At 52.1% G+C, this 23,148-nt stretch carries 18 protein-coding genes and 2 pseudogenes; 3 read left to right on the top strand and 17 right to left on the bottom strand.

The genetic code is table 11. The features are described 5' to 3' along the window. Positions 1-29 precede the first annotated feature (29 nt). The 13 genes and pseudogenes from A0V43_RS00945 to A0V43_RS00890 form a co-directional block, all read right to left on the bottom strand. Complete coding sequence (locus tag A0V43_RS00945; RefSeq protein ID WP_013146176.1) at positions 30-398, bottom strand: hypothetical protein; 369 nt, start codon at positions 396-398, stop codon at positions 30-32. Between the two features lie 4 nt (positions 399-402). Continuing rightward, positions 403-1,098, bottom strand: coding sequence for an O-methyltransferase (locus tag A0V43_RS00940; RefSeq protein WP_063192147.1), 696 nt, complete (start codon positions 1,096-1,098; stop codon positions 403-405). A 64-nt stretch (positions 1,099-1,162) separates the two neighbouring features. Further along, positions 1,163-2,086 (bottom strand): sensor histidine kinase, encoded by a 924-nt coding sequence (locus A0V43_RS00935; protein ID WP_236930879.1) that lies wholly within the window; start codon positions 2,084-2,086, stop codon positions 1,163-1,165. Next, positions 2,083-2,433, bottom strand: a complete 351-nt coding sequence (locus tag A0V43_RS20945; RefSeq protein WP_236930878.1) for a hypothetical protein — start codon at positions 2,431-2,433, stop codon at positions 2,083-2,085. The genes A0V43_RS00935 and A0V43_RS20945 overlap by 4 nt, the downstream gene beginning before the upstream one ends. A gap of 9 nt (positions 2,434-2,442) precedes the next feature. Then, positions 2,443-3,120 (bottom strand): response regulator transcription factor, encoded by a 678-nt coding sequence (locus A0V43_RS00930; protein ID WP_063192146.1) that lies wholly within the window; start codon positions 3,118-3,120, stop codon positions 2,443-2,445. A 142-nt stretch (positions 3,121-3,262) separates the two neighbouring features. Continuing rightward, positions 3,263-4,432 carry an ABC transporter permease gene (locus A0V43_RS00925; RefSeq protein ID WP_236930877.1) on the bottom strand — a complete coding sequence of 390 codons (1,170 nt, stop codon included), beginning with the start codon at positions 4,430-4,432 and terminating at the stop codon, positions 3,263-3,265. Then, complete coding sequence (locus tag A0V43_RS00920) at positions 4,410-5,114, bottom strand: ABC transporter ATP-binding protein (RefSeq protein WP_013146181.1); 705 nt, start codon at positions 5,112-5,114, stop codon at positions 4,410-4,412. The genes A0V43_RS00925 and A0V43_RS00920 overlap by 23 nt, the downstream gene beginning before the upstream one ends. 19 nt (positions 5,115-5,133) lie before the next feature. Continuing rightward, a complete protein-coding gene (locus A0V43_RS00915) occupies positions 5,134-6,099 on the bottom strand; it encodes an efflux RND transporter periplasmic adaptor subunit (RefSeq protein ID WP_063192144.1) in 966 nt (321 codons plus the stop codon). A gap of 200 nt (positions 6,100-6,299) precedes the next feature. Next, on the bottom strand, positions 6,300-7,319 hold the full coding sequence (locus tag A0V43_RS00910) for a LacI family DNA-binding transcriptional regulator (protein ID WP_063192143.1): 1,020 nt from the start codon (positions 7,317-7,319) through the stop codon (positions 6,300-6,302). A gap of 18 nt (positions 7,320-7,337) precedes the next feature. Then, positions 7,338-8,873 carry an alpha-amylase family glycosyl hydrolase gene (locus A0V43_RS00905; protein WP_063192142.1) on the bottom strand — a complete coding sequence of 512 codons (1,536 nt, stop codon included), beginning with the start codon at positions 8,871-8,873 and terminating at the stop codon, positions 7,338-7,340. Between the two features lie 70 nt (positions 8,874-8,943). Further along, the gene (locus A0V43_RS00900; protein ID WP_063192141.1) at positions 8,944-9,786 is read right to left on the bottom strand and encodes a sugar ABC transporter permease; all 843 of its coding nucleotides are present in this window, start codon (positions 9,784-9,786) and stop codon (positions 8,944-8,946) included. Further along, positions 9,786-11,065, bottom strand: a pseudogene (locus tag A0V43_RS00895) (ABC transporter permease subunit). The gene A0V43_RS00900 and the pseudogene A0V43_RS00895 overlap by 1 nt, the downstream one beginning before the upstream one ends. 69 nt (positions 11,066-11,134) lie before the next feature. Further along, complete coding sequence (locus tag A0V43_RS00890; RefSeq protein WP_063192140.1) at positions 11,135-12,406, bottom strand: sugar ABC transporter substrate-binding protein; 1,272 nt, start codon at positions 12,404-12,406, stop codon at positions 11,135-11,137. Between the two features lie 251 nt (positions 12,407-12,657). Here A0V43_RS00890 and A0V43_RS00885 point away from each other — a divergent pair, with 251 nt between their 5' ends. Further along, complete coding sequence (locus A0V43_RS00885) at positions 12,658-14,424, top strand: alpha-glycosidase (RefSeq protein WP_063192139.1); 1,767 nt, start codon at positions 12,658-12,660, stop codon at positions 14,422-14,424. A 115-nt stretch (positions 14,425-14,539) separates the two neighbouring features. On the opposite strand, the gene A0V43_RS00880 is transcribed toward A0V43_RS00885, so the two are convergent. Then, entirely contained in the window at positions 14,540-15,400 is an 861-nt protein-coding gene (locus A0V43_RS00880; RefSeq protein ID WP_015374066.1) for a helix-turn-helix transcriptional regulator, read from the bottom strand. Positions 15,401-15,526: 126 nt separating this feature from the next. Here A0V43_RS00880 and A0V43_RS00875 point away from each other — a divergent pair, with 126 nt between their 5' ends. Continuing rightward, entirely contained in the window at positions 15,527-16,879 is a 1,353-nt protein-coding gene (locus tag A0V43_RS00875) for an MATE family efflux transporter (RefSeq protein ID WP_063192138.1), read from the top strand. A 40-nt stretch (positions 16,880-16,919) separates the two neighbouring features. On the opposite strand, the gene asnB is transcribed toward A0V43_RS00875, so the two are convergent. Next, complete coding sequence (asnB, locus tag A0V43_RS00870) at positions 16,920-18,767, bottom strand: asparagine synthase (glutamine-hydrolyzing) (protein ID WP_063192137.1); 1,848 nt, start codon at positions 18,765-18,767, stop codon at positions 16,920-16,922. A 242-nt stretch (positions 18,768-19,009) separates the two neighbouring features. On the opposite strand from asnB, the gene A0V43_RS00865 reads away from it, so the two are divergent. Then, the gene (locus A0V43_RS00865) at positions 19,010-19,558 is read left to right on the top strand and encodes a DUF2777 domain-containing protein (RefSeq protein WP_013146192.1); all 549 of its coding nucleotides are present in this window, start codon (positions 19,010-19,012) and stop codon (positions 19,556-19,558) included. Between the two features lie 153 nt (positions 19,559-19,711). On the opposite strand, the gene A0V43_RS00860 is transcribed toward A0V43_RS00865, so the two are convergent. Then, positions 19,712-22,555 carry an EAL domain-containing protein gene (locus A0V43_RS00860; RefSeq protein WP_063192136.1) on the bottom strand — a complete coding sequence of 948 codons (2,844 nt, stop codon included), beginning with the start codon at positions 22,553-22,555 and terminating at the stop codon, positions 19,712-19,714. Positions 22,556-22,678: 123 nt separating this feature from the next. Beyond that, positions 22,679-23,031 (bottom strand): annotated as a pseudogene (locus A0V43_RS00855) (YisL family protein). Positions 23,032-23,148 lie beyond the last annotated feature (117 nt).

The raw sequence follows: 23,148 nt of genomic DNA, 5'->3' as shown, positions 1-23,148 counted from the left end.
TCTCCCTTTCTCTGTTGATGATGATGCGATTATTGTTCACTGCTGTCCTCATCGTTGCGCTGTTCATCGATAGGGGCATCTCCGTCGCGATTTTGAACTCCCCATATACTGCTCAGCTCTTCGTCATGAATATCAAACGATTGGATGAATTCATTGATCACCATCTCGATTGCTTTCAACTCTCCTGTCAGCACGGGATGAATCGATTGAAGCTCCGGCGATTGCAGTTGCTGTTTCAATGTCTCCCGTTTGACATAAAGCCGTGCTAAAAATTCGAGCGCCCGCCCGCGACGAAACGTTTTGGCGCCGCGATGCGGCCCTTTGTGCATATGCGCGCCTTTCCATGCGGGATGGCCTTCGAATGGATGTCCATGTCCATGAAAAAAATGTCCATGCATGCCGTCATCTTTCCTCCTTCGCCGCTTTCACTCTCGCCACCGTCACACCGTCCCCAATGGGGAGAAACAAGGCATCAAGCGCTGGATGTCGAGCAACGGCCTCATTGAACTGCCTCATGATTTCCCCGCGCCGTCCCAAGGCGCGCGGAGTGCCAATGCCGCTTCCTGCCATGGTGTTGTCCGCTGCGATGATCGCGCCTGGATTGGCGAGGCGGAGGCAATAATCGAGATAATGAACATAGTTTTCTTTGTCCGCATCAATGAAGAAGAAGTCGAAGCGCGAGCCTTGGGCAACAAGCGCTTCAAGGCTTTCCAAGGCCGGTCCGACCATATACACGACTTGGCTGCCGAAACCGGCTTTTTCTAGGTTCTGTTTTGCCAAGCGGGCATAGTCCTCCACAAGCTCAAGCGACGTCAACAACCCGCCCCGCCCAAGCCCGCGCGCGAGACAAACACCGCTGTAGCCTCCAAGCGCTCCGATTTCCAACACGTTTTTGGCGCCGGAGATGGCGACAAGCATCGTCAACAGCTTTCCTGTCGCCGGCGAAACAGAAATCGGCGGAAGGCCGTTTTCCTCCATTGAGCGTCGGATGCTGGCAAGCACTTCATCTTGCGGAGCAAACTGTTCATTCATGTAACGGTTTAATTGCCGAAACAACTCCCATCCTTCATGGCGATCGTGCGGATGCTTCGGTTCCATGCTTTCCCTCCTTCTGATCCTATTCGTATACAATTGTATACAAACATAAACAGAACGTCAATGTTTAATCCCCCGACCGCTTATATTTCCATCTCGCCGCCGGGAACATCACTTGAAACCGCGTTCCTTCGCCGAGTTTGCTTTCCACCATCACCTTGCCATGGTGTTGATCAATAATCCATTTGGCGATCGCCAATCCAAGACCGGCTCCATCCGATTGCGAGCGCGCCTTGTCGCTTTGGTAAAAGCGGTCGAAAATGCGAGGGAGATCTTCAGTTGGAATGCCGATGCCGTCATCTTCAACTTCCACCACGACCGATGAGGAAAAACGATGGCATGCAAGGCGAATGTGTCCGCCTTCCGTCGTATATTTCAAGGCATTGTCAAGCAAAATGACGATCAATTGATGGAGGCGTTCACGGTCGCCCACCCACTCAATAGGGATTTGCGCTTCGACGCTCATCGTTTTCTGCTGGTACGAAGCGATCTCGCTGTACTGTTCGCCAATGTCGCGGACCAATTCATCCAGCCGAAACGCTTCTTTTTGCATTTCCAACTGATTCGAGTCTGAACGCGCCAAGGTGAGTAGCTGGGAAACGAGCCGCGACAAGCGGCGGCATTCTTTGGCGATCACAGAAATATCGACGCTTTTCTCTTCAATGGTTGCTTTCGGAGAACGAAAAAGCGCATCCGTTTTTGCCTGAATGACAGAAAGAGGCGTGCGCAATTCATGGGAGGCGTCGGAGACAAATTGCTGCTGTTTTTTCCACGCCGCTTGAATGGGAACGAGCGCCCGGCCAGCCAGAAAATAGCCTGCGGCTATCGCAAAAAGAGCGCTCAGCATGCATCCAGTTGCAATCATGAACATCAATTCGCCAAGCAGCTCGCGTTCAGAGTTCGTATTACGCAGCATTTGCACCGTCATCGGGCCAAACGCCGTATTCACTTCAACAGCCAACGTCCGAAAATAGAGATGGCCTACGTTCACCTCATACAGTTCATCAAGCCTTTCTGGGGAGTGAGCGGCAGCCCGGTGAAAAAAGAAGCGTCGCGGGTCATGCCGACCATTTCTCCTTTCTCGTTCCAGATGACCACCAACAGCCGCGGGTCGCGCAACAGCGGATCATGAAAGAGCGGATCTCCTAACAGCGCATCATCCTTACGCCATGGCCCGCCCTGCCTAATCCGCTCCGCCAATCGTTCAAGCGGAACATCGGCCGCATGGTACAGACGCTCCTGCATATACACGTACAGCACGACGCCAAGCGCGCTAATCACGAAAAACACGACGAGCGAGTTGACGAATGTCAAACGCCAAAGGGTTTTGTGAAACATGGCACATTTTCACTCCTGCTCCCGCACCAGCATGTAGCCGATGCCGCGGACAGTTTGAATATCTGCATGATAGCCAAACGGCTCAAGCTTTTTCCGCAGCTGATGAACGAACACTTCGACAATGGCGATCGTCGTATCAGAGTCAAATCCCCAAATACGGTCAAAAATTTGTTCCTTCGTTAAAATGACGCCTTGGTTATGAACGAGATATTCCAAAAGCTCGTACTGTTTGCTGGTCAATTTCAGCGGTTGACCGTCAACCAAGACTCCTTTTTCTTTGCCAAACAATTCGATGCCGCGGTAGCGGATCGTCTGTTTCGTCGTCAGGGCGCCGCTGCGCCGCAAAAGAGCCCGCAGACGCGCCTTCAGTTCCGGAGACTGAAACGGCTTCACCAAGTAATCGTCTCCGCCAAAATCAAGTCCCTTCACCCGATCTTCAAGCGAGTCTCTCGCCGTCAGAAACAACACCGGCGTTTCGATTCCGTCTTCACGAAGACGACGGACGATGGAAAAACCATCGATGCCGGGAAGCATAACGTCCAAGATGATGGCGTCGTAAATGTTTTGCTGCGCTAAAAACAACCCTTCATCGCCGTCACATGCCCCATCAACCTCAAACTCATCCGCCAGCATCTCGATCATAGCCTCCCGCAAGTCGTGGTGATCCTCGACAACAAGCAGCTTCAACTATCTTCCCTCCTCTTTTTTAACCTATGGCTGTAAGGAACTTCCCTTCGCAGTGAAAGGCAACAGCTAAGCACCATACATGCCGTATCGGGAAAGGAAAAACAAAGCGCCGCATGATGCGAACGCTTTGTTTTTCTTTCTTTTATTCGTAGCGCAACGCTTGAATCGGGTCAAGCTTGGCCGCTTTGTTCGCTGGAAATACGCCAAACACCACTCCGACCAACAAAGAGAACAAAAAGGCGAGCAATGACACGGAAGGGGAATAGGAGATTGTCATCCCCATCACCGACTTCAGCACTTGGCCAACACCAAATCCAAGAACGACGCCAATGGCTCCACCGCATGAGCTGAGCACCACCGCCTCAACAAGAAATTGAAGCAAAATGTGGCGGCGTTTGGCGCCGACCGCTTTGCGGATGCCAATTTCTTTCGTCCGCTCGGACACCGAGACGAGCATGATGTTCATAATCCCGATGCCGCCGACAAGCAACGAGATGCCAGCGATGCCGCCAAGCATCAGCGTCATCGTATCGGCTACGGAACTGACCGTTTCCATCAAATCCTGCTGATTAAAGACGCTGTAGCTGTCTTCATTGTTTGGGAACAAATGGGCAAGAAGCCGTTTTGCTTCCACCATCACGAAGTTGACGTCTGAAGCCTTGTCTGCCTGGATATACACGGTTTGGATGTTCATCGTCTTTGTCAGGCGCTGGGCGGTCGACAGCGGCATCAAAATGACATCGTCCCCGCTTTGTCCAAGAGAACCGCCTTTGGACGCCAAAACGCCGACAACTTTAAACGATGTCCCATCGATTTGCACGTACTGGCCAACCGGATCCCCGAATCCAAACAACGTTTGCGCTGTCGTCGCGCCGAGCACGACGATTTTTTGCCTGTACTCGATATCGATGTCTGATAAAAATCGGCCGCTGCTCACATTGACATCGCGAACCGCTTCATACGAAGCTGTCGTGCCGATTAACGATACTTGCGCTGAAGCAGTCCCTTGTTTGACATTCACTCTCCCAGACACGATAGGAGCGATGTCCTTTACACCGGAAAGTTCGCGAAACTTGTTCATGTCTTCAACCGTCAGCTTTACTTCATCGCTGTTCATGACGTTGACCGTCAATAAATTCGTTCCGAGCTGATTGATTTGGCTTGTCACTTGCTCACTTGAGCCTCGACCGATGGAGACGAGCACGATGACGGACGATACGCCGATGATCATGCCCAACATCGTCAAAAAGGAGCGCAACTTGTTGCCGCGAATGCTGCGCCACGCCATTTTAATGGATGGAAGAAGCCCCAACGAACTCACCTCTTTCTTCCAACAACTCGCCATCTTGAATGCGGACGATCCGCTTCGCTTCTCTGGCGACTTCCCAATCATGGGTGATGAGTACGATCGTATGCCCTTGCTCATTGAGCTGCTTCATGATGTGCATAATCTCTTTGCTTGTTTTGCTGTCAAGCGCGCCGGTCGGCTCGTCAGCGAGCAAAATCGGCGGATGGCCGACAAGAGCGCGGGCAATGGCGACGCGCTGTTGCTGGCCGCCTGACAGCTGGTTGGGCAAATGGTGGACTCGCTCCTGCAGCCCCACTTTTTCAAGGCATTCATAGGCAATGGCTCGCCTTTCTTTCACCTTCACTCCCCGATAAATGAGGGGAAGCTCAACGTTTTCCAGCGCCGTCAGTTTGGATAGAAGGTTGAAATTTTGAAATACAAATCCGATTTTTTGATTGCGAATGACGGCGAGTTCATCCTCTTTCATCGTTCTGACTTCCTTCCCGTCGAGCCGGTAGCTGCCGGAATCCGGGCGGTCAAGGCAGCCGATCATATTCATCAGCGTCGACTTGCCCGAACCAGAGGGACCGACAATTGCAACAAAATCCCCTCGTTTGACTTGCAATGAAACCCCTCGCAGCGCATGCACCGTTTCTCCTCCTAAACGGTACGCTTTCGTCATCCCTTGAATATCAATCATCAACATACGATTCTCCTCCTTCCTCTCATGGCTGGCCACCTGTCTGACGGTTCATTCCGCCTCCTGGCATGCCGCCCATCCCTGGCATCCCGCCCATCATTCTTTCTTGCCGCCCTGGATTATTCGTACTGGAGGAAGTAGAAACGCTCGGCAGCTGCACGATTTGCCCTTCGCTCAATCCATCGGTAATTTCAATGTTGTCTTCATTGCTAATGCCGGTTTTCACCGTTTGGCGCACAGCCGTGCTGCTCCCGTCCGCCGACTGTTGGACGACAAGCACAAACTTTTCATCATTCATCGTGTGAACCGCTTCGATCGGAACATACAACGCATTATCTTTCTTTTCGACTAAAATGCTTACTTCCGCTGTCATGCCGATTTTCACATTCGTCGGTTTATCGATGTGCACCGTCACATCGAAAGTCGACACACCGTTCGAAACCGTCCCTTCTTTGGCGATGGAGGTGACCTTTCCGGTATATGTCGCCTCAGGAAAAGCGTTGATCTTAATCGCAGCGGTTTGTCCGACCTTCACTTTTGGAATATCGAGCTCATCCACTTGCACTTTTACTTGCAAATCGCTGTAATTGGTGAGATGGGCGACGACTTGTCCGTCATTGACGCGGTCTCCTTCTTCCACGTCGAGCGAGGTGATCGTTCCAGCTGCTGGCGCTTCAATCGGATCGCTGCCATCAGTAAATGTAATGAGGTCTTCCCCCTTCGTCACGGTTTCCCCTTCGGAAACGAGCACTTCATCCACTTCTTTGCTGCCGTCAGCTTGAATGTCCGTGCTCGTTACGGACTCAACCGTTCCCGATCCACTCACTTTCACTTCCAACGTTCCTTTTTGCACTGAAGCGGTCGCCGTCTGAGCCATGGCGGGCTCGCTTTTGGCCTGCGTGAAGTACCATGCACCGCCGGCGCCGGCTGCAGCCACAATCGCGACCAACGCGATGATCCATTTTTTCACTTCGCATTCCCCTTTCTCCATTTCAAATAAGCATCGACACTCCGATTATCCAAAGGGTTGCTTAATTTTCCCTTAATTTTTTCGTTTCTTCCTTCCAAGCTTGAACATACACTGTCCATTATGCTTTTGCATGATGATCCCAAAAGAAACCGTGATCATGCCCGAAAACGAAAAAACGCCCGCCAATACGACGGACGTCTCTTTGCCAACACCGCTTCTTTCTAACGCTGTGCACACGACCCCCGCTCCACGAGCCGGTGCGGGATGATGATGCGTTTGATCGGTTCATTCGGGTTGGTGATTTTCTCAATTAAACTTTTCGCCGCTTCGTAGCCGAGCTGAAAAATGCCGATGTCAACCGACGTGAGCGGCGGACGCGACATTTCGGCGAGCAGCGTGTTGTTGAAGCTGACGATCGATACATCTTCCGGGACGCCAAGCCCCATTTCATCAAGCGTTTTCAAGATGCCGAGCGCCATGAGATCATCGGCGACAACGAGCCCGGTCGGCGGCTCAGGCAAGGAAAGAAGCTCCTTCATCGCCTCTTGGCCGCCTTCCTGCAAAAATTCTGCATGGACGACGTATTCCGGCCGGTACGGAAGCCCCGCCTCCTGCAAGGCCGCGGCGTAGCCGTTTTGGCGGTCGACGGTCACCAAATATTGTGGATTGCCGCCGACAAACGCGATGCGTTCGTGCCCGCGAGCGATCAACCAGTTTGCCGCATCTTTCCCCGCCTGGACGTTGTCGTTGTCGACATGGGTCACTTGTTCCGCTTTTTGGTGCGGTTTGCCGATGACGACGAACGGAAAGCCATGCTTTAACAAGTACTTCATGAGCTTATCGTTTTGCCGCGAGTAAAGCAAAATAACGCCGTCGACGCGCCGTCCTTGCAGCATCTCCACGACTCGCTCGTAAATGTCGTTCTCTTTCTCTCCGGTCGACATTTGCAAAGCATATCGCTTTTCATGGGCGGCTTTGCTGATGCCGCGGATGACTTCCGGGAAAAACGGGTTTTGCAGCGCTTGGTCGGCGGAGCTCGGCATGACGATGCCGATCACTTGCGTCATTTGGCTCGCGAGGCTGCGAGCAATAAAGTTCGGGTGATAGCCGAGCTCTTTCATCGCTTCGCGCACCCGCTGTTTCGTCTTCTCGCTGATGCGCGGGCTGTCGGCGATGACGCGCGAGACGGTTGACGGCGCAACGTTCGCTCGTTTCGCCACATCTTTAATCGTAACGGTCATAAGCCCCCTCCTTTCCATTTATTCATTGATCCGTTTTGCCCGTTTTTTCACCAAATATAAAAACAAAAGAAACAACACGTAAACCGATACGATGGCGGCGATAAACGGGATGTTGATCCCCGTTTTTTCCCGCAGCTTGTATACTTCCGCCGTTTCGCGGTCGAGCACAAGGTCGTAGCCGTCATCATCGCCGCGGACGAGATCGTCCAATAAAAAGCCGCGCAGCTCTTTGTTTTTTGGCAGCTGGTCGTTCGTTAGGTGAACGTGCTGCGTTTCGCCCGTGTTGTTGATGGCGATAACCGTTGTTTCATCTTCATATTGCCGTTTCCACACCGACATGCCGTCTTTTTCATACAGGAGCGTAAAATCGCCGCGCCGCAAAGACGGCAACTGTTGGCGGAGCGGGCCGATTTTTTTCAAGTAATCGATGATCTCCGGATCGGCGCGGAAATCCATCAGACGGCGGTTGTCCGGATCTTGGCCGCCGTTCATGGCGATTTCGGTCCCGTAATACATGATCGGGATGCCAGGGGCGGTGAACAAATACGTCATGGCGACTTTGATGCGCGAGATCGGGTTGTTGCGGTTGTCAATCGCGAGCTTCGTAAAGCGGACGGTGTCATGGTTGTCCAAAAACGACCCGAGCAAATACGGTCGGTCGTAAAACGTTTTGTTGTATTCCCAGACATCATACAGCGGGCGCAGTGACGCATCGCGCCTAGCAAGCGACTGCTTCACCGCGCCATACAGCGGGTAATCGACAAAGCCGTCGATGCCGTATTTGCCGTATTCCGCAATATAGCGCGGATCGTCGCTCCACACTTCGCCAAGAAGGAAAAAGTCTTGTTTCACCGATTTCACTTCTTTGGCGAACTCCTGCCAAAATGATTTTGGCACATGGCGCACCGTATCGAGGCGATAGCCGTCAATATCCGTTTCCTTAATCCACCATTTGGCCGCATCGATTAAATATTTCTTGACTTCTGGATTTTCCTGCGCTAAATCCGGCAGCCCATACACCCAGCCATTTTCAAGCTGTGTTTGGTCGTTCCAGTCGAAAATCTCTTTTTTCGAGTGAAACCAATCTTTTTTCGTTGGGTCATGTAACCATGGGTGATTGTAACCGACATGGTTGGCGACAAAATCCAAAATGACTTTCATGTCGCGCTTATGCGCTTCTTTCACCAATGTTTTCAAGTCGTCAAGCGTGCCGAAATGCGGATCGACACGATAAAAATCTTTGATCCAATAGCCGTGATAGCCGCCCGGCATGTTCTCAAAAATCGGCGTCAGCCAAATGGCGGTAAATCCCATTTCCTTGATGTAATCGAGTTTCGCCGTCACCCCTTTCAAGTCGCCGCCGAAATACCCTTTCGGATCGTTGACATTGACGCCCTTGTCATTCGTCGGATCCATATTGTTAAACCGGTCGACCATAATGAAATAAATCGCTTCATCTTGCCACGTCCGTTCTTCTTTCTCCGCCGCCTGCACCGGCCAGGCATAAAAAAGAAGGAACGGAAGGACGAGCAGCATAAAGAGCCGGTTCCCCATTTCCTTCCCCTCCTTTGCCGTCTGTTTGTCCTGTGGAAACGGGTAAGCCCACTATTTATGATAGCGGTTCTTACCCTTTTGTGCCACCGGCCGTTAAGCCGGAAATCAAATACCGTTGCAGGAACAAAAAGACGACGGCGATCGGCGCGGCAATCAAAATCGAGCCGGCGGCAAAGCGGGTGAAGTTGTTCGCAAACCGGTCGCTGATGAAGTTAAACAGCCCGACCGCCAATGTAAATTTGTCCGGGTCGCGCAACACGATCGACGGCAGCAAAAAGTCGGTGAACGGCGCCATAAAGTTGAACAACGCGACAACGGCCAAAATCGGCTTGGCCAAAGGCAGCATAATGCGGAAAAAGACGCCGAAATGCCCGGCGCCGTCGATGCGCGCCGCCTCATCCAGCTCGCGCGGAATCGTATCAAAGTAGCCTTTGACCAGCCAGGCGTTAAACGGAATTTGTCCGCCTACATAAATGAGAATGAGCCCCCACAGCGAATCGAGCAAATGGAGCATATTGAGCAAAATATAGATCGCCACCATCGCCATGAGCGACGGAAACATTTGGAGCACTAAAAACAAATACAGCCCTGTTTTCCGCCCGACGAATTTGTAGCGCGAAAACGCATAGGCGATGAGCGCGGTAAACAAGACGGACAACACCGCATTGGCCGCCGCGACAAACAAGCTGTTTTTATACCAAAGCAAATAATCGCTGTTCGGACTGGTAAACAACCACTTATAGTGCTCAAACGACCACTTCTCCGGGATGAGCGACGCCGAATACAGGCTCGTTCCTGGATTGAGCGACATACTGATCGTCCAAAGGAGCGGATAGGCGATGACGACAAACATGAAGGCGATAAACAAATAAATAAGCGCTACTTCCACGCGCGATTTCCATTTGCGGTTCATCAAATGTTCCCCTCCTCTTTAAAGGAACGGGTGCGCCGGAACTGGTAAATGGCAAACCCGCTGACGATCAAGCCGATGATGAGCGAGATCGCCGCCGCCATGTTGTAGTTGTTCGTCGTGAACGTCAAATCGTACACCCACGAGATCAAGATGTCCGTTCCGCCGGCGTTTTGCCCGCGCACCGCAGGCCCCCGTCGTTGAACAAATAGATGATGTTAAAGTTGTTGAAGTTGCCGGCATATTGCATAATCAACAGCGGCGCCGTCGCATACAAGACGTGCGGCAGCGTGATCGATTTGAACTTTTGCCATCGCGTCGCTCCGTCGATGTCGGCCGCTTCGTACCAGTCGCGGGAAATGCTTTGCAAAACGCCGGTAAACAACGCAAATACGAACGGGAAGCCAAGCCACGTTTGAATCAAAATAAGCGCCACTTTCGTCCAAAACGGATCGGTCATCCACGGGATCGACACCCCAAACAAACTCAACACTTCGCGGTTGATGGCGCCGAATTTGTCGTTGAACATCGCCGCAAACACCAAAATCGTGACAAACGCTGGCACGGCCCACGGCAAAATCAACACCGTGCGGATGAACCGCTTGAACTTGATGCGCGGGTCGTTGACAAGGAGCGCCAACAACAGGCCAAGGGCGATTTGCATCGTTGTCGCGACAACTGTCCAAACGATTGTCCACGCTAGGACGCTAAAAAACGTGCTTTTCCAAATCGGAATCGATACTAAGTTTTTGAAGTTTTCCAACCCAACCCAATTCAACAAATGGCGCGGCGGCGAGTGGTACAAGTTGTAGTCGGTAAACGCGAGCGACACCATAAACAACAGCGGCAGCACGACGATAAACAACAGCATCACAAGCCCAGGCGTCACAAAGATGTACGGAAACCCCCGATCCCACGCATGACGGCACGATTCGATCAGCGATGGGAACGGCTCGCCGCGCTGCCGACGGCGGGCGTCGTTGCGCGCATCAATGATGTTCGCAATATGCAGGGCGGCGGCAAATGCGATGATGATGACCGAAACCAATCCTTGAATCAAGAGAAAAATCGAATGATCCAACATTGGGATTTCGCCAAGCGTGACGAGTCCCCACAGCCCGATGTTCAAAAAGTTATAAAACGTCAGCAAAAACGAAGCTTCAATGATGATGAACAAGATGCCTTTGACATACCGGCGGTTGTACAACTGCCCAAGGCCGGCAAACAACAGCGACAGCGCCATCGCCACCGCCGGCCGATGGCGGACGTTTGCTTCCGGCATTCCAATCCCCCCTATCGTATGGATAAGAATGGTGGATAGGGCTGATCCTATCCACCACGATATCACGCGCTATTTTCCAGCGCCGCTGGCGGCGATTTTATCTTGAATCGTTTTCACTGCCTCACCGAGCACCGCTTTCGGGTTGTCGCCTTTCGCGATAAATTGCAACGCATTGCCCATCGGCTCCCACACTTGCGACATTTCCGGCACGTTCGGCATCGGCTCGCCGTATTGGATTTGCTCCGCAAAGCCGGCGATCAGCGGGTCGTTCGTAATTTTCTCATTTGTCAACGCTTTTTCGTTCGCCGGCATTTCGCCCGCCACTTCATAGTAATGAAGCGAATTTTCTTCGTTCGTGACAAACTTCATGAAGTCGACCGCCCATTCTTTGTTTTGCGAATAGGCGGAGAGCATCCATGTTTTTACGCCGACGAACGATTTCGGATGCTCGCCGTTGTCCAAAACCGGCAGCGGCGCCGTCGCCAATTTGTCGCCCAACGCTTCTTTATACGACGCGATGTTCCATGGTCCGGTGATGGCAACCGCCACATTTCCTTTCGTAAACAGCCCGTTCATAATATCGCCGGTGATTTCTTTCGGAATGTAGCCGTTTTTAAACCACGATTGGACGAGCTCGGCTCCTTTGACGGCTCCATCATTCGCGAGCCCAATGTCGCTTATGTCGTATTTGCCGTTTTCATTTTTAAACACATAGCCGCCGTATCCGGCGAAGAACGGATAGACAAAATAGAAGTTGGCTGCTTCCATTAAAAAGCCATATTGGTCTTTCGCTGCATTCGTTTTTTCCTTGGCGATCTTCATCAAGTCTTCCATCGTTTTCGGCGCTTCTGAAACTAAGTTTTTATTGTAGAACACGCCGTACGTTTCGACGACCATCGGCACGCCGTACGTTTTCCCGTCATAGGTGACCGCGTTGATGGCTGTCGGACTGTACTCGCCTTTCGCATCGCCAAGGTCGACTGGATCGGCCAATCCTTGCAGCACAATGTCGCCGATGCGGTCATGCGGCTGGTAGAACACATCCGGCCCTTTGCCAGCCGGTCCGTCGAGCGCTAGTTTTTTCGTTTGATCGAGCATGTTGACCCCAACCATCTCGATTTTGATTCCGGTTTTTTCTGTGTACTTTTGGAAAATATCTTTTAATGCTTGTTTCTGCTTTTCGTCGTCGTTCACCCAAACGACCAGTTTGTCCGGTTTTTCCGCCTTTTCGGTCGTTCCTTGACTTTCTTTCGGCTGTTGAACGTCCCGTTTCGGTCCGCAGGCAGCGAGCACGCCCACGAGCAGCACAGCCATGAGAAACAAAGACAATGTTTTCTTCATGCTCTCCCTCCTCTTTTGATCGACTCTTTTTCAGTGCAACCATAGCGAAACCGTTTGCGCATTAAAATCGCAATCACTCCAATGAAAACGATTGCACCTTTCAACTCTATTATATCGTCTATTTTTCATTTTACAAGCTTATTTTCTATGAAATTTGACTTTTTTTTACATTGGCGTACGCTTTGTTTAACGGAAGTCTATCATGCAAACGATTGCTTTTACCCAAATTGGATTCAAGAGGGGGAACGATGATGCAAAAAGAAGCCATTCACCACCGTCCGACTGACAACTTCGCCTATGCCTATGATGGCGAAACGCTTCATCTTCGGCTTCGGACAAAAAAAGATGATGTTGATCGGGTGGAGCTGTTGCACGGCGACCCGTACGAGTGGCAAGACGGCGCCTGGCAGTTTCAAACGATGCCGATGCAGAAAACGGGAAGCGACGGGTTGTTTGACTATTGGCTCGCCGAAGTCAAACCGCCATATCGACGGCTGCGCTATGGGTTTGTGCTTCGATCTGGGGACGAACAACTGGTCTATACGGAAAAAGGATTTTACCATGAAGCTCCGAGCGACGACACCGCTTACTACTTTTGCTTCCCCTTTCTTCATCGGGTCGACCTATTCCAAGCGCCGGACTGGGTAAAAGACACCGTATGGTATCAAATTTTCCCCGAGCGGTTCGCCAACGGCAACCCGGCCATCAGTCCGAAAGGGGCGCGGCCGTGGGGAAGCGAGGACCCGACGCCGACGAGCTTTTTCGGCGGCGACTTGCAAGGAATCATCGATCACCTTGACTATTTGGCTGATCTCGGCATCACCGGCCTTTACTTGACGCCGATTTTCCGCGCGCCGTCGAATCATAAATACGACACCGCTGATTATTTTGAAATCGACCCGCACTTTGGGGACAAAGAGACGTTGAAAACACTTGTCAAGCGCTGCCATGAAAAAGGGATCCGCGTCATGCTCGATGCAGTCTTCAATCATTGCGGCTATGAGTTTGCCCCGTTTCAAGATGTGTTAAAAAACGGTGCAGCGTCTAGGTATAAAGATTGGTTCCATATTCGCGAGTTTCCGCTCCAAACGGAGCCGCGCCCGAATTACGACACATTTGCGTTCGTGCCGCAAATGCCCAAACTCAATACCGCCCATCCGGAAGTGAAGCGCTACTTGCTTGATGTCGCGACGTACTGGATTCGCGAGTTTGATATTGACGGCTGGCGGCTCGATGTGGCAAACGAAATCGATCACCAATTTTGGCGCGAATTCCGTCAGGCGGTGAAGGCGCTAAAGCCCGATGTGTACATTCTCGGCGAGATTTGGCATGACGCCATGCCGTGGCTGCGCGGCGACCAATTTGACGCCGTCATGAACTACCCGTTCACGGACGGAGCGCTTCGCTTTTTCGCGAAAGAGGAAATCAGCGCCCGCCAGTTTGCCGATATCATGGTCCGGTTGCTTCATTCGTATCCGAAACATGTGAACGAAGCGGCGTTTAACTTGCTTGGCAGCCATGATACACCAAGGCTGCTTACGGTTTGCGGCGGCGACGTCCGCAAAGCGAAGTTGTTGTTTTTGTTCCAGCTCACGTTCACTGGTTCGCCGTGTATTTACTATGGCGATGAGATCGGCATGACGGGGGGAAACGATCCGGAATGCCGGAAATGTATGGTGTGGGATCCAGAGAAGCAAAACAAAGAACTGTATGAACATGTCAAGCAACTGATCGCTCTTCGCAAGCAATATCGGGCGCTTCGACGCGGCGATGTCGCTTTTCTCGCCGCCGATGATGAAGCGAACCATCTTGTTTATGAAAAAACGGATGGCAATGAAACGGTCATGATCATCATCAACCGGAGCAACGAAGCAGCAGAAATTCCCATGCCGATCGATGCGCGTGGAAAATGGCTGGTCAACCTTCTGACAGGGGAGCGATTCGCTGCAGAGGCGGAAACACTTTGCGTCTCCTTGCCGCCGTACGGGTTTGTGCTTTACGTGGTCGAAAGCTGGTAAGGCGACTGAGCGGGCGGTTACGGACAAACATATCGGTTGCCGGTGCAGAGGACAAGCTGCACCGGTTTGATTTTTTGCTGACCGTCCCCATCTATACCACCGGCATAGAAGAAGGTCAATTACGCCGCGCCATGCGCCGATATTCGGTCGGCGTGATTCCTTCCACCTTTTTAAACAGGCGCGAAAAGTAGGCGCCATCGTCAATGCCAACCCGCTTGGCGATCGCCTCAATCGTCTCGTTCGTCTCCGCCAACCATTGCTTTGCCTTTGACAACCGATAATGCGCCAAGTAGCGGCTAAATCCCATGCCCATCGTTTTTTGCATGCAGCGGGTGATGTAGTCCGGGTGGAATCGGAGCTCCTGCGCGAGCATGTCCAGTGTAATCGGCTCGCTGAAATGTTTCTCGATATACGCAACCACCGCGGCGCTGATCTGTTCAGACGCACTCGGGACGGAAAGCTCTTGTTTTTGCAAGTGCCAAAGGAATTCGATGAACAACAGCAGCTGCCGGAGCGGCTGATCGATATCCCGCCGAATGTTTTGTTCCACGATTTGACTTAGCAGCTGTTCCACCCGCTCGCGCTGCTTGACTTCGCCATATTGACGGATGGAGAGCCGGTATTGGATCGGCTCGGTGTATGTCGCCTCCTTTTCGATCACGATCTGCCGGCTGACACCGCAATCGGAAACGACCGCAAAGTCTGGCAGCAAAAAATGAAGCCAAACCAGCTCCGTCCGTTCTTCGCATGGGCGGTGTCCGTAATGCTCCCTTCCCGGAATCAACAACAAATAGTGTCCACTGCCAACCGCAAACTCGCGCCCGTTTTCTGTCATATACAAACAGCCTCGTTTCACGTAAAGCAAATCAAAGACGGAAAATGTGCGGCGGAAATGCTTCTTTCCTTCCAGAAATACACTTTCCGCCCCTTTGATGAACACCGGCAGCGGCGGCATGGAAAATGTGACCGTATCCATCGGCCTCTCCCCTCTTTTGTCGGAAATGTGCAAGCAAAATCGCTTCTTTCTCTTTCCATTATGCAACAAACTAGCTAAACTGAATATATCGTTCAAGTCGGAATAAGAAAAAGGAGTTGTCTCAACATGCGCCATGAGGCCAAAACGCGGTCACTGTTTTCCTTGACGTGGCCAATTTTTATTGAAACGCTGCTCTATATGGTGATGGGCAACGCCGATACACTGATGCTCAGCCAGTATTCAGATCACGCGGTTGCTGCCGTCGGGGTGGCGAACCAAATCATCGCTTTAACGATCGTGCTGTTCAACTTCGTCGCTTTAGCGACAGCAGTGCTTGTTGCTCAATATTTAGGCGCCCGCCGAGAGCAAGAAGCCGTTGACGTATCGCTTGTATCCCTCGTGGCCAATTTGTTATTCGGATTGTTGTTAAGCGCCATTCTCGCCGCATTCAGCGAGCCGATTTTGCGAATGATGGATTTGCCCGCCGAGCTGCTCGATGAAGGAACCCATTATTTGGCGATTGTCGGTGGATTTTTGTTCATCCAAGCGCTGATGATGACGGTCGGCGCCATTTTGAAAAGCTATGGCTTCACCCGTGACACGATGTATGTGGCGGTTGGCATGAACGTTTTGCACGTCATCAGCAACGCGGTCCTCATTTTTGGCTTGTTTGGCCTGCCCGCCCTCGGCATCCAAGGGGCTGCTATATCGACCGCCGCCAGCCGTGGCATGGCCTTTCTCGCACTTCTTGCTTTGTTGCGCAAACGAACAAACATTCCGCTCGCACCAAGGGCGTTTCGCCGCCTTCCGTTTCACTATTTGCGCTCACTGCTGAAAATCGGTGTTCCGGCAGCCGGGGAACATCTTTCGTACAATACGGCGCAAATGGTCATTACGTATTTCATTACATGGCTTGGCGCTGAGGCATTGACCGTCCGTATATACACGCAAAACATTATGATGTTTGTGTTTTTATTCGGCATCGCCGTCAGCCAAGGAACGCAAATTCTCGTCGGCCACTTCGTCGGGGCCGGGCGATACGAGGAAGCCTACGCCCGCTGCTTGAAAAGTTTGTACAGCGCCATCGCCATCTCAGTGCTGCTGGCCGCAGCCGCCTATTGGTTTGCCGAGCCGTTGCTGTCGCTCTTTACCGATGACCGCTCAATGATTGTTCTTGGCCGCAAACTGTTGCTGTTAACGATTATCCTTGAACCGGGGCGCTCATTTAATTTAGTGATTATCAGCTCGCTTCGTGCCGCTGGCGATGTGCAATTCCCTGTCTATATGGGCATTTTGTCGATGTGGGGCGTCGGCGTGACCATTGCTTACGTATTTGGCATCGCCCTCGGATTTGGCCTCGTCGGCATTTGGCTGTCGTTCATCGCCGACGAATGGCTGCGCGGACTGTTGATGCTTTGGCGCTGGCGGTCGCGCGTCTGGATGAAAAAAACAATGGTGCCACAAGCAAAAATGGCGTAGCGCCGCCAAATCGAATAAGAGCTGCGCGTAGGCGCAGCTCTTATTCTTTAATGCGAATGCCGTAATGATCAAACCAAACGTGCACTTGGCCAAGGTAAGCGAGCAGCTGCGGACCGGTCATGAGCTGCCCAAACCACGGCACTTGGAACGACTTCCCTTCTGTTTCAATGAGCGCCAGCAATTTTTCCCGGTCGAAAAACTCGTGCAAAACCGAAGAGCGATCATGGAGCAACTGCTCAAGCCATTGCTTGACAAGTTTCGTATATAGAGGATGGTGCGTTTTCGGATATGGGCTTTTTTTCCGGTAGAGCACCTCTTCGGGAAGCAATCCCTCGAGCGCTTTTCGCAAAAGGCCTTTTTCTCGGCCGCCGTACATTTTCATATCCCACGGAATGTTCCAAACGTATTCGACAATGCGATGGTCAGCGAACGGCACGCGCACTTCCAAGCTTGCTCCCATGCTCATCCGGTCTTTTCGGTCAAGCAGTGTCGTCATAAACCAAATCATATTTAAGTAAAACAGCTCACGCCGCTTCGCCTCCTCGGCGCTTTCCCCCTCGAGACGCGGCACTTCAGCAAGCGTTTGTTCATAACGCATTTGCACATAGTCGTCAAGGCGAAGCTTTTGCCGCCACTCATCCTTTAATAGGCCCATGCGCGCGTCGACCGAACGCATCCACGGAAATCCTTTCCGAGACAAATCGTCCGGCCGATGAAACCATGGATAGCCGCCGAAAATTTCATCGGCGCACTCCCCTGATAAGCTGACGACAAACCGTTCGCGAATTTGTTTGCAAAACCAAAGAAGCGAAGAATCGACATCGGCCATGCCCGGAACGTCGCGGACGATGACGGCTTCATGCAAATGGCGGAACAGTTCTTCTTGCGTGATCACGCAGCGATGATGAACCGTTTGAAATTGGTTTGACACCTGTTCGATAAATGGCGCATCCGTGTTTGGTTGAAAATCGTTGGCTTTGAAATACTGGTCGTTTCCTTCATAATCGATCGAGTAGGTGTGCAGCGGCCCTTTTCCATCTGCCGCGAAGGCATTGGCGGCAATCCCTGTAATGGCGCTTGAATCGACTCCACCGGATAGAAATGTGCAGACCGGCACATCGGAAACGAGTTGGCGCGTGACCGCATCCGTCAATAGAAAGCGCAGCTTTTCGATCGTTTCCTCGAACGAGTCGCGGTGGACGTCGCTTTCGACATTCCAATACCGCCAAATGCGAAGCCCGCTGCGAGAGAACGTGAGCGCATGTGCCGGGCGCAGCTCTCGAATGCCGTCAAACACGCCGTGCCCCGGTGTGCGCGACGGTCCGAGGCCGAACACTTCGGCGAGTCCTTCATAATTGACTTCTGCCTTTACATCGGGATGGGCCAAAATGGCTTTCACTTCCGAGCCGAACAGCAGCCCCCCGCCATCTTCTCGATAAAACAAAGGTTTTACTCCGAGCCGGTCGCGCGCCATAAATAACAGCTCGCGCTCCTCGTCCCAAACGGCGAAGGCAAAAATGCCGTTGAGCCAATCGACGCATTTCTCCTTCCATTCCATATATGCGGCAAGCAACACTTCTGTATCGGAATGACCATCAAATCGATAGCCTTGGCGCAACAGTTCCTTGCGAATGTCTTCCGTATTATACAGCTCGCCATTATAGACGATCGTATAACGATGTCCGTTTTTTTGCCGGACCATCGGTTGTTTGCCTCCAGCCGGATCCACGACGACAAGCCGTTTATGGCCGAAGGCGACATGAGTGTCCAGCCACGTATTTGTATCATCCGGTCCACGTTTGGCGAGCGTCTCTGTCATGCTGTCAATGACCGTCCGCTCGCGGCGCAAATTGCGCCCGAAATGGACCCAGCCAGTAATGCCACACATACAAACCAATCCTTTCTTTTATCAAAGATGGCAAGTTCTCACCCGTTTCCATCATTTCATCCGTTCTTTTTTCACGATCGTTTCCAGCGATCGCCCCTTTGATTCACGATGGTTCTCCACGTCGGCATGATTCCATTTTATGCACCCCCCGTCATTTCGATGAATTGTCCGACGTCGGTCGTCGCATGAATAAATCAGCAAAAAAATGGAAAAACAGAGGAGTACAAGGAGGATGAGAGACATTGAACATCGAGGAACGACTGCAATGCATTGTGGAACAGCCGCGGGCGTATGTGTATGGAACAGTGGAGTTCGTCAACGATGAATGGATCTTCTTCGACGAAGAAGAAGAGGAAGCCTCTTTAGTAGAAGAAATTGCCGAGCAAGGCATCGAATGGTTTCACTGCGGGCATTGGCTGTCCGGGCAATGGCAGGATCAGGGCGCGGTCGCCACGGATCTTGGCGTCTTTCCCCTCGAAAACGGAGATCGCATCCGTTTCCGCAAACGGCTAACGTATGCCTATCAACAATGGCTCGCCGCGCTTTCGGATTCAACCTTTTTCCAGTTTGTTCAATGGCTGAACAGCCTCGGATTTTCGCTGTATGACTGCTTATATTGCTACAACGGCCTATTGTTTGCCAAATCGTCTGGCGTGAATTTCATCATTTACGACAACACCGAACAAATTGGCAGCATCCACCATTATTACGAGCGCGGACGGGCGTCAAGCGACCGTTTTGAAATCACATTAAACAGCGGTGAGCGAGCCATTTGCGCCCAAATCGGCTGAATCGCCTGTTGATCCTCACGTCGTCGAAGTCCAACGGCGAGCTGTCAATGTTTTTTTACCGGCCATCCTTCCGCCCGAAGCGAAGCCTAGCAGCCGTTTTGCTTCAGGCGGAGTGCCGACGGACGACAGCTGTCAACCGACGCGGGCGGGGGATCACTTTTGCTTTTCCGTCACATACCGCATCACTTCTTCAGCGAGAAGCGGCGGACAAAACACGTATCCTTGCGCATACGTGCATTGCAAATCGCGAAGCCGGTTGAGCTGTTCCGGCGTTTCCACCCCTTCGGCGATCGTCTCAAGCCCCAACCCGTGTGCCATCGTAATCATCGCCTTGACAATGGCCTCATCGGAAGCGTTGGCATGCAATTGTTCAATAAAGGCACGGTCAATTTTCAATATTGTCGCTGGCAACCGCTTTAAATAATGGAACGAGGAATATCCGCTGCCGAAATCGTCGACGGCGATGCCGACGCCAAGCTTCCTCAACTCCTCCATTGTCCGCATCGTGCTGGACAGATAACGGAGCATCGAATGTTCGGTCAATTCGAGATGCAAACAGGACGGAGACAAGCGTGACTGCTTAAGCGCTTGTTTTACATTGTCTACAAACCGCTCGTGTTGAAACTGGACAGGGGAGACGTTGACAAAAATGGCAAGTCGGTTATTTCCCGTCATTTCCTGCCATTGTTTCGTCTGTCTGCAGGCGGTTTTCAGCACCCAGCGCCCAATCTCATGAATCAACCCAGTCTCTTCCGCCAAAGGGATGAATTCATCCGGCCGCACAAGCCCAAGCTTCGGATGGCGCCAGCGAATCAGCGCCTCCGTCGCCTTCACCACACCCGTATGTACGTCGACAATTGGTTGGTAGCAAAGAAATAATTCATTCTCTTCGATCGCCCTGCGCAAATGTCCGCCCATTTCCAATCGGTGCATTGCTTCTTCGTTCATTTGCGCGCAGTAGCGCTCCACCCGGTTGCCGCCGCCTTTTTTCGCCATATTGACCGCCATATCGGCGTGCCTAAGGAGCGCATGTTCGTCCTCTCCGTCATCTGGAAACATCGCTAGACCAACGCTTGCTGTAACGAAAAATTCCTTTCCGTCGTACACAATCGGCCGCGCCACTTCGCGCACGATGCGGAGCGCCGCTTCCGTCGCCGCCTGGGCCTCTGTTTTGAGCGGAAAAAGCAAGCAAAACTTGTCGCCATGAAATCGGCCAAGCTCCGCACTAGGCGGCAAGACGCGGCGAATGCGCTCGACAAGCTGGCGCAAAATGTCATCTCCGGCGTAATGGCCGACGCTGTCGTTAATCCATTTAAACCGGTCCAAATCGATCAAAGCAACCGCCATCTTTCGCTGCTTCTGCTTGGCTTTATCCAGCTGTTCGGAAAACAATTCCATCCACTTTGTCCGGTTGGGCAAGTTCGTATCGATGTCGTAATATGCTAAATAAGAGATTTTCTCTTCCGCCTTTTTTTGCTCGGTAATGTTGTGTCCGATTCCGTAAATGCCGACCTTTTTGCCATCCACAATGATGGGAATGTTTTTCATTTGAAACAAAAGCCGTTCTCCCGATTTCGCCGGAATTTCCAAGTTATACGTTTGGATATTCCCCTGCAGCGCTCGGTAAAAATAGCGAGTGACGCGGGGAATATCATTCGGATGAATATACTTGAGCGAATTCGTATACAAAATCTCTTCTTTCTTGTAACCGAGCACTTGCTCAAAAGCGGGGTTGACGCTTGTCAAACGGCCGTGCAAATCTGTGGAATAGACAATGTCCGTGTTATGCTCAAACAACGATTTGTAGCGTTGCTCCGACATTTGCAGGCGGACGTGCAGCCGCTCCATGTCGCGGGATGATGTTGACATGAGCTGCGCCAATGTCATCATCCCTTCTGGCGGCGATGACCACGGTGACAGTAGGCCGCTCTCCGCCGAGGCCGCTGTTTCCGCCAGCGAAATGGCCGCAAATGCGGCCGGCCGCACCGCCGTATACGCATCTTTCACCAACACCTCGACGGCCGGAAACAGCGCTGCCTGTCCAAACGCCGCAGCCACGCCGTCAAACAGCGGGCGCGTATACCCACCGAGCGCCGCACTGTAGTAAAGCAGCATTCCTTCTGCTGGTTGCTTGGCCGTTTGCATCGCCACATCACGCGCGCTCCAGTAAAGGGACGCGGCATGAATATAAGCAAATCGCACCTTTTCTCCGTTATGGACATGTCCCCTTACTGCAACCGAGCCATCCTGGTTGACAGCGACAATCGGCAGACAGACATCGCGTCCGTTCCGTTCGATAAGAAACGGAAATTCCACCCCAGAAAACGGAAGGCGTTCGACAAACTCTCTTCCTAAATACCGTTCCAAATAGCTCGACGCTTTTTGTCCGTTTAGCTCGTCAATCTGTTGATCGCGGCTTTTCGTGATGGAAAACGCCAAGCCAATCGGCTCCCATAAAAACGGTGCGGCACAGTGGCCGCGAAGCGCTGTTCCACTGAAAGAGACGGCGATTCCTCCGCGCTCAAGCCGACCGTCGGGCGAAAATAACACGCTGTCCTCGGGAAGCGCGCAGCCGATGATAACCATTCGTTCGTTTGCAAGCGGCAAATGGCGAAGCAAAGGCGGCAAAGCCGAGCGGTGATTCGTAAACAACAAAAGCAACGTCGTATCGTGACGAACGACCGCCTCCGCGATCAACGCCGCCAATCCATCCGGGCGGTCAAACTCATCAGCTGGCAGCGCCAACGACGAAACGGTTGAAGACGTCATCGACGCGACGCCAACAGCGAGATTCGCCTCCCCGGCCATTGGCAGCGGCCCTGCCATCCCAACCATATGGGCGTGCGGCCAACGACGGGCTAACGCGGCGGCCGCATGGCGCACTGCTTCCTCATCATTGCCCGCGATTTGGACAAACAACGGCTCATCCAAGGAAGAACTATGCTCCCTGAGCAAATGATCCAGCTCCTCGGCGCGGCGGCAGCAGAACCAACGCATAAACGATCATGCCCCCTCCGCTGACCAATAAGGTCAAAAAATTCAAAAAATGATATTTCTTTTACCATACCATATTTTCATCTTCAACAAAAGCGGCAACCAATAGAAGGCTGCCGCTTCGCTTTAGAATAAGTCAAAACCAAGTGGCAGCAGCAGGCCAAGGAACAGCGTCACCACAAGGGCAATGACCCATTGCGTCCATCTTGCCGCCGCGCTTTTTCCTTTTTTTACAGCTGCTAAAACCATTTCCATCGCTCCGATCACCCACAGCCCGGCAAGCGCTTTTAGCCAATAAAGCGCGGATATCGAAGCAATGCTATGCAGCAAAAGCCCCCCGTCACGATCGTGAGAATGTAAAACAGCCGCAACACCATTTGCACGATCTTGGCTTTGCCCGCCCCTTGCCGCTCCATCGACACCGCAAGGAAAAACAAAACAATCGTGATGAGCCAGCTCGTAATATGGGCATGCGTCAACGTCCATCCCTCCAACCATTCCTTGTTCCTTCCCATCATAGCACAGCGGGCTTACGGTTGACAAACTTCACGAAAACGAGTCAGTCAAGACTTTGTGGAGAACATTTTTTCGATTCA

Origin of the sequence: Geobacillus sp. JS12 (assembly GCF_001592395.1) — a bacterium.
GTDB lineage: Bacteria > Bacillota > Bacilli > Bacillales > Anoxybacillaceae > Geobacillus > Geobacillus zalihae.
Note: the sequence above shows the minus strand (reverse complement) of the source record. Positions and strands in the feature narration are given on the sequence as shown.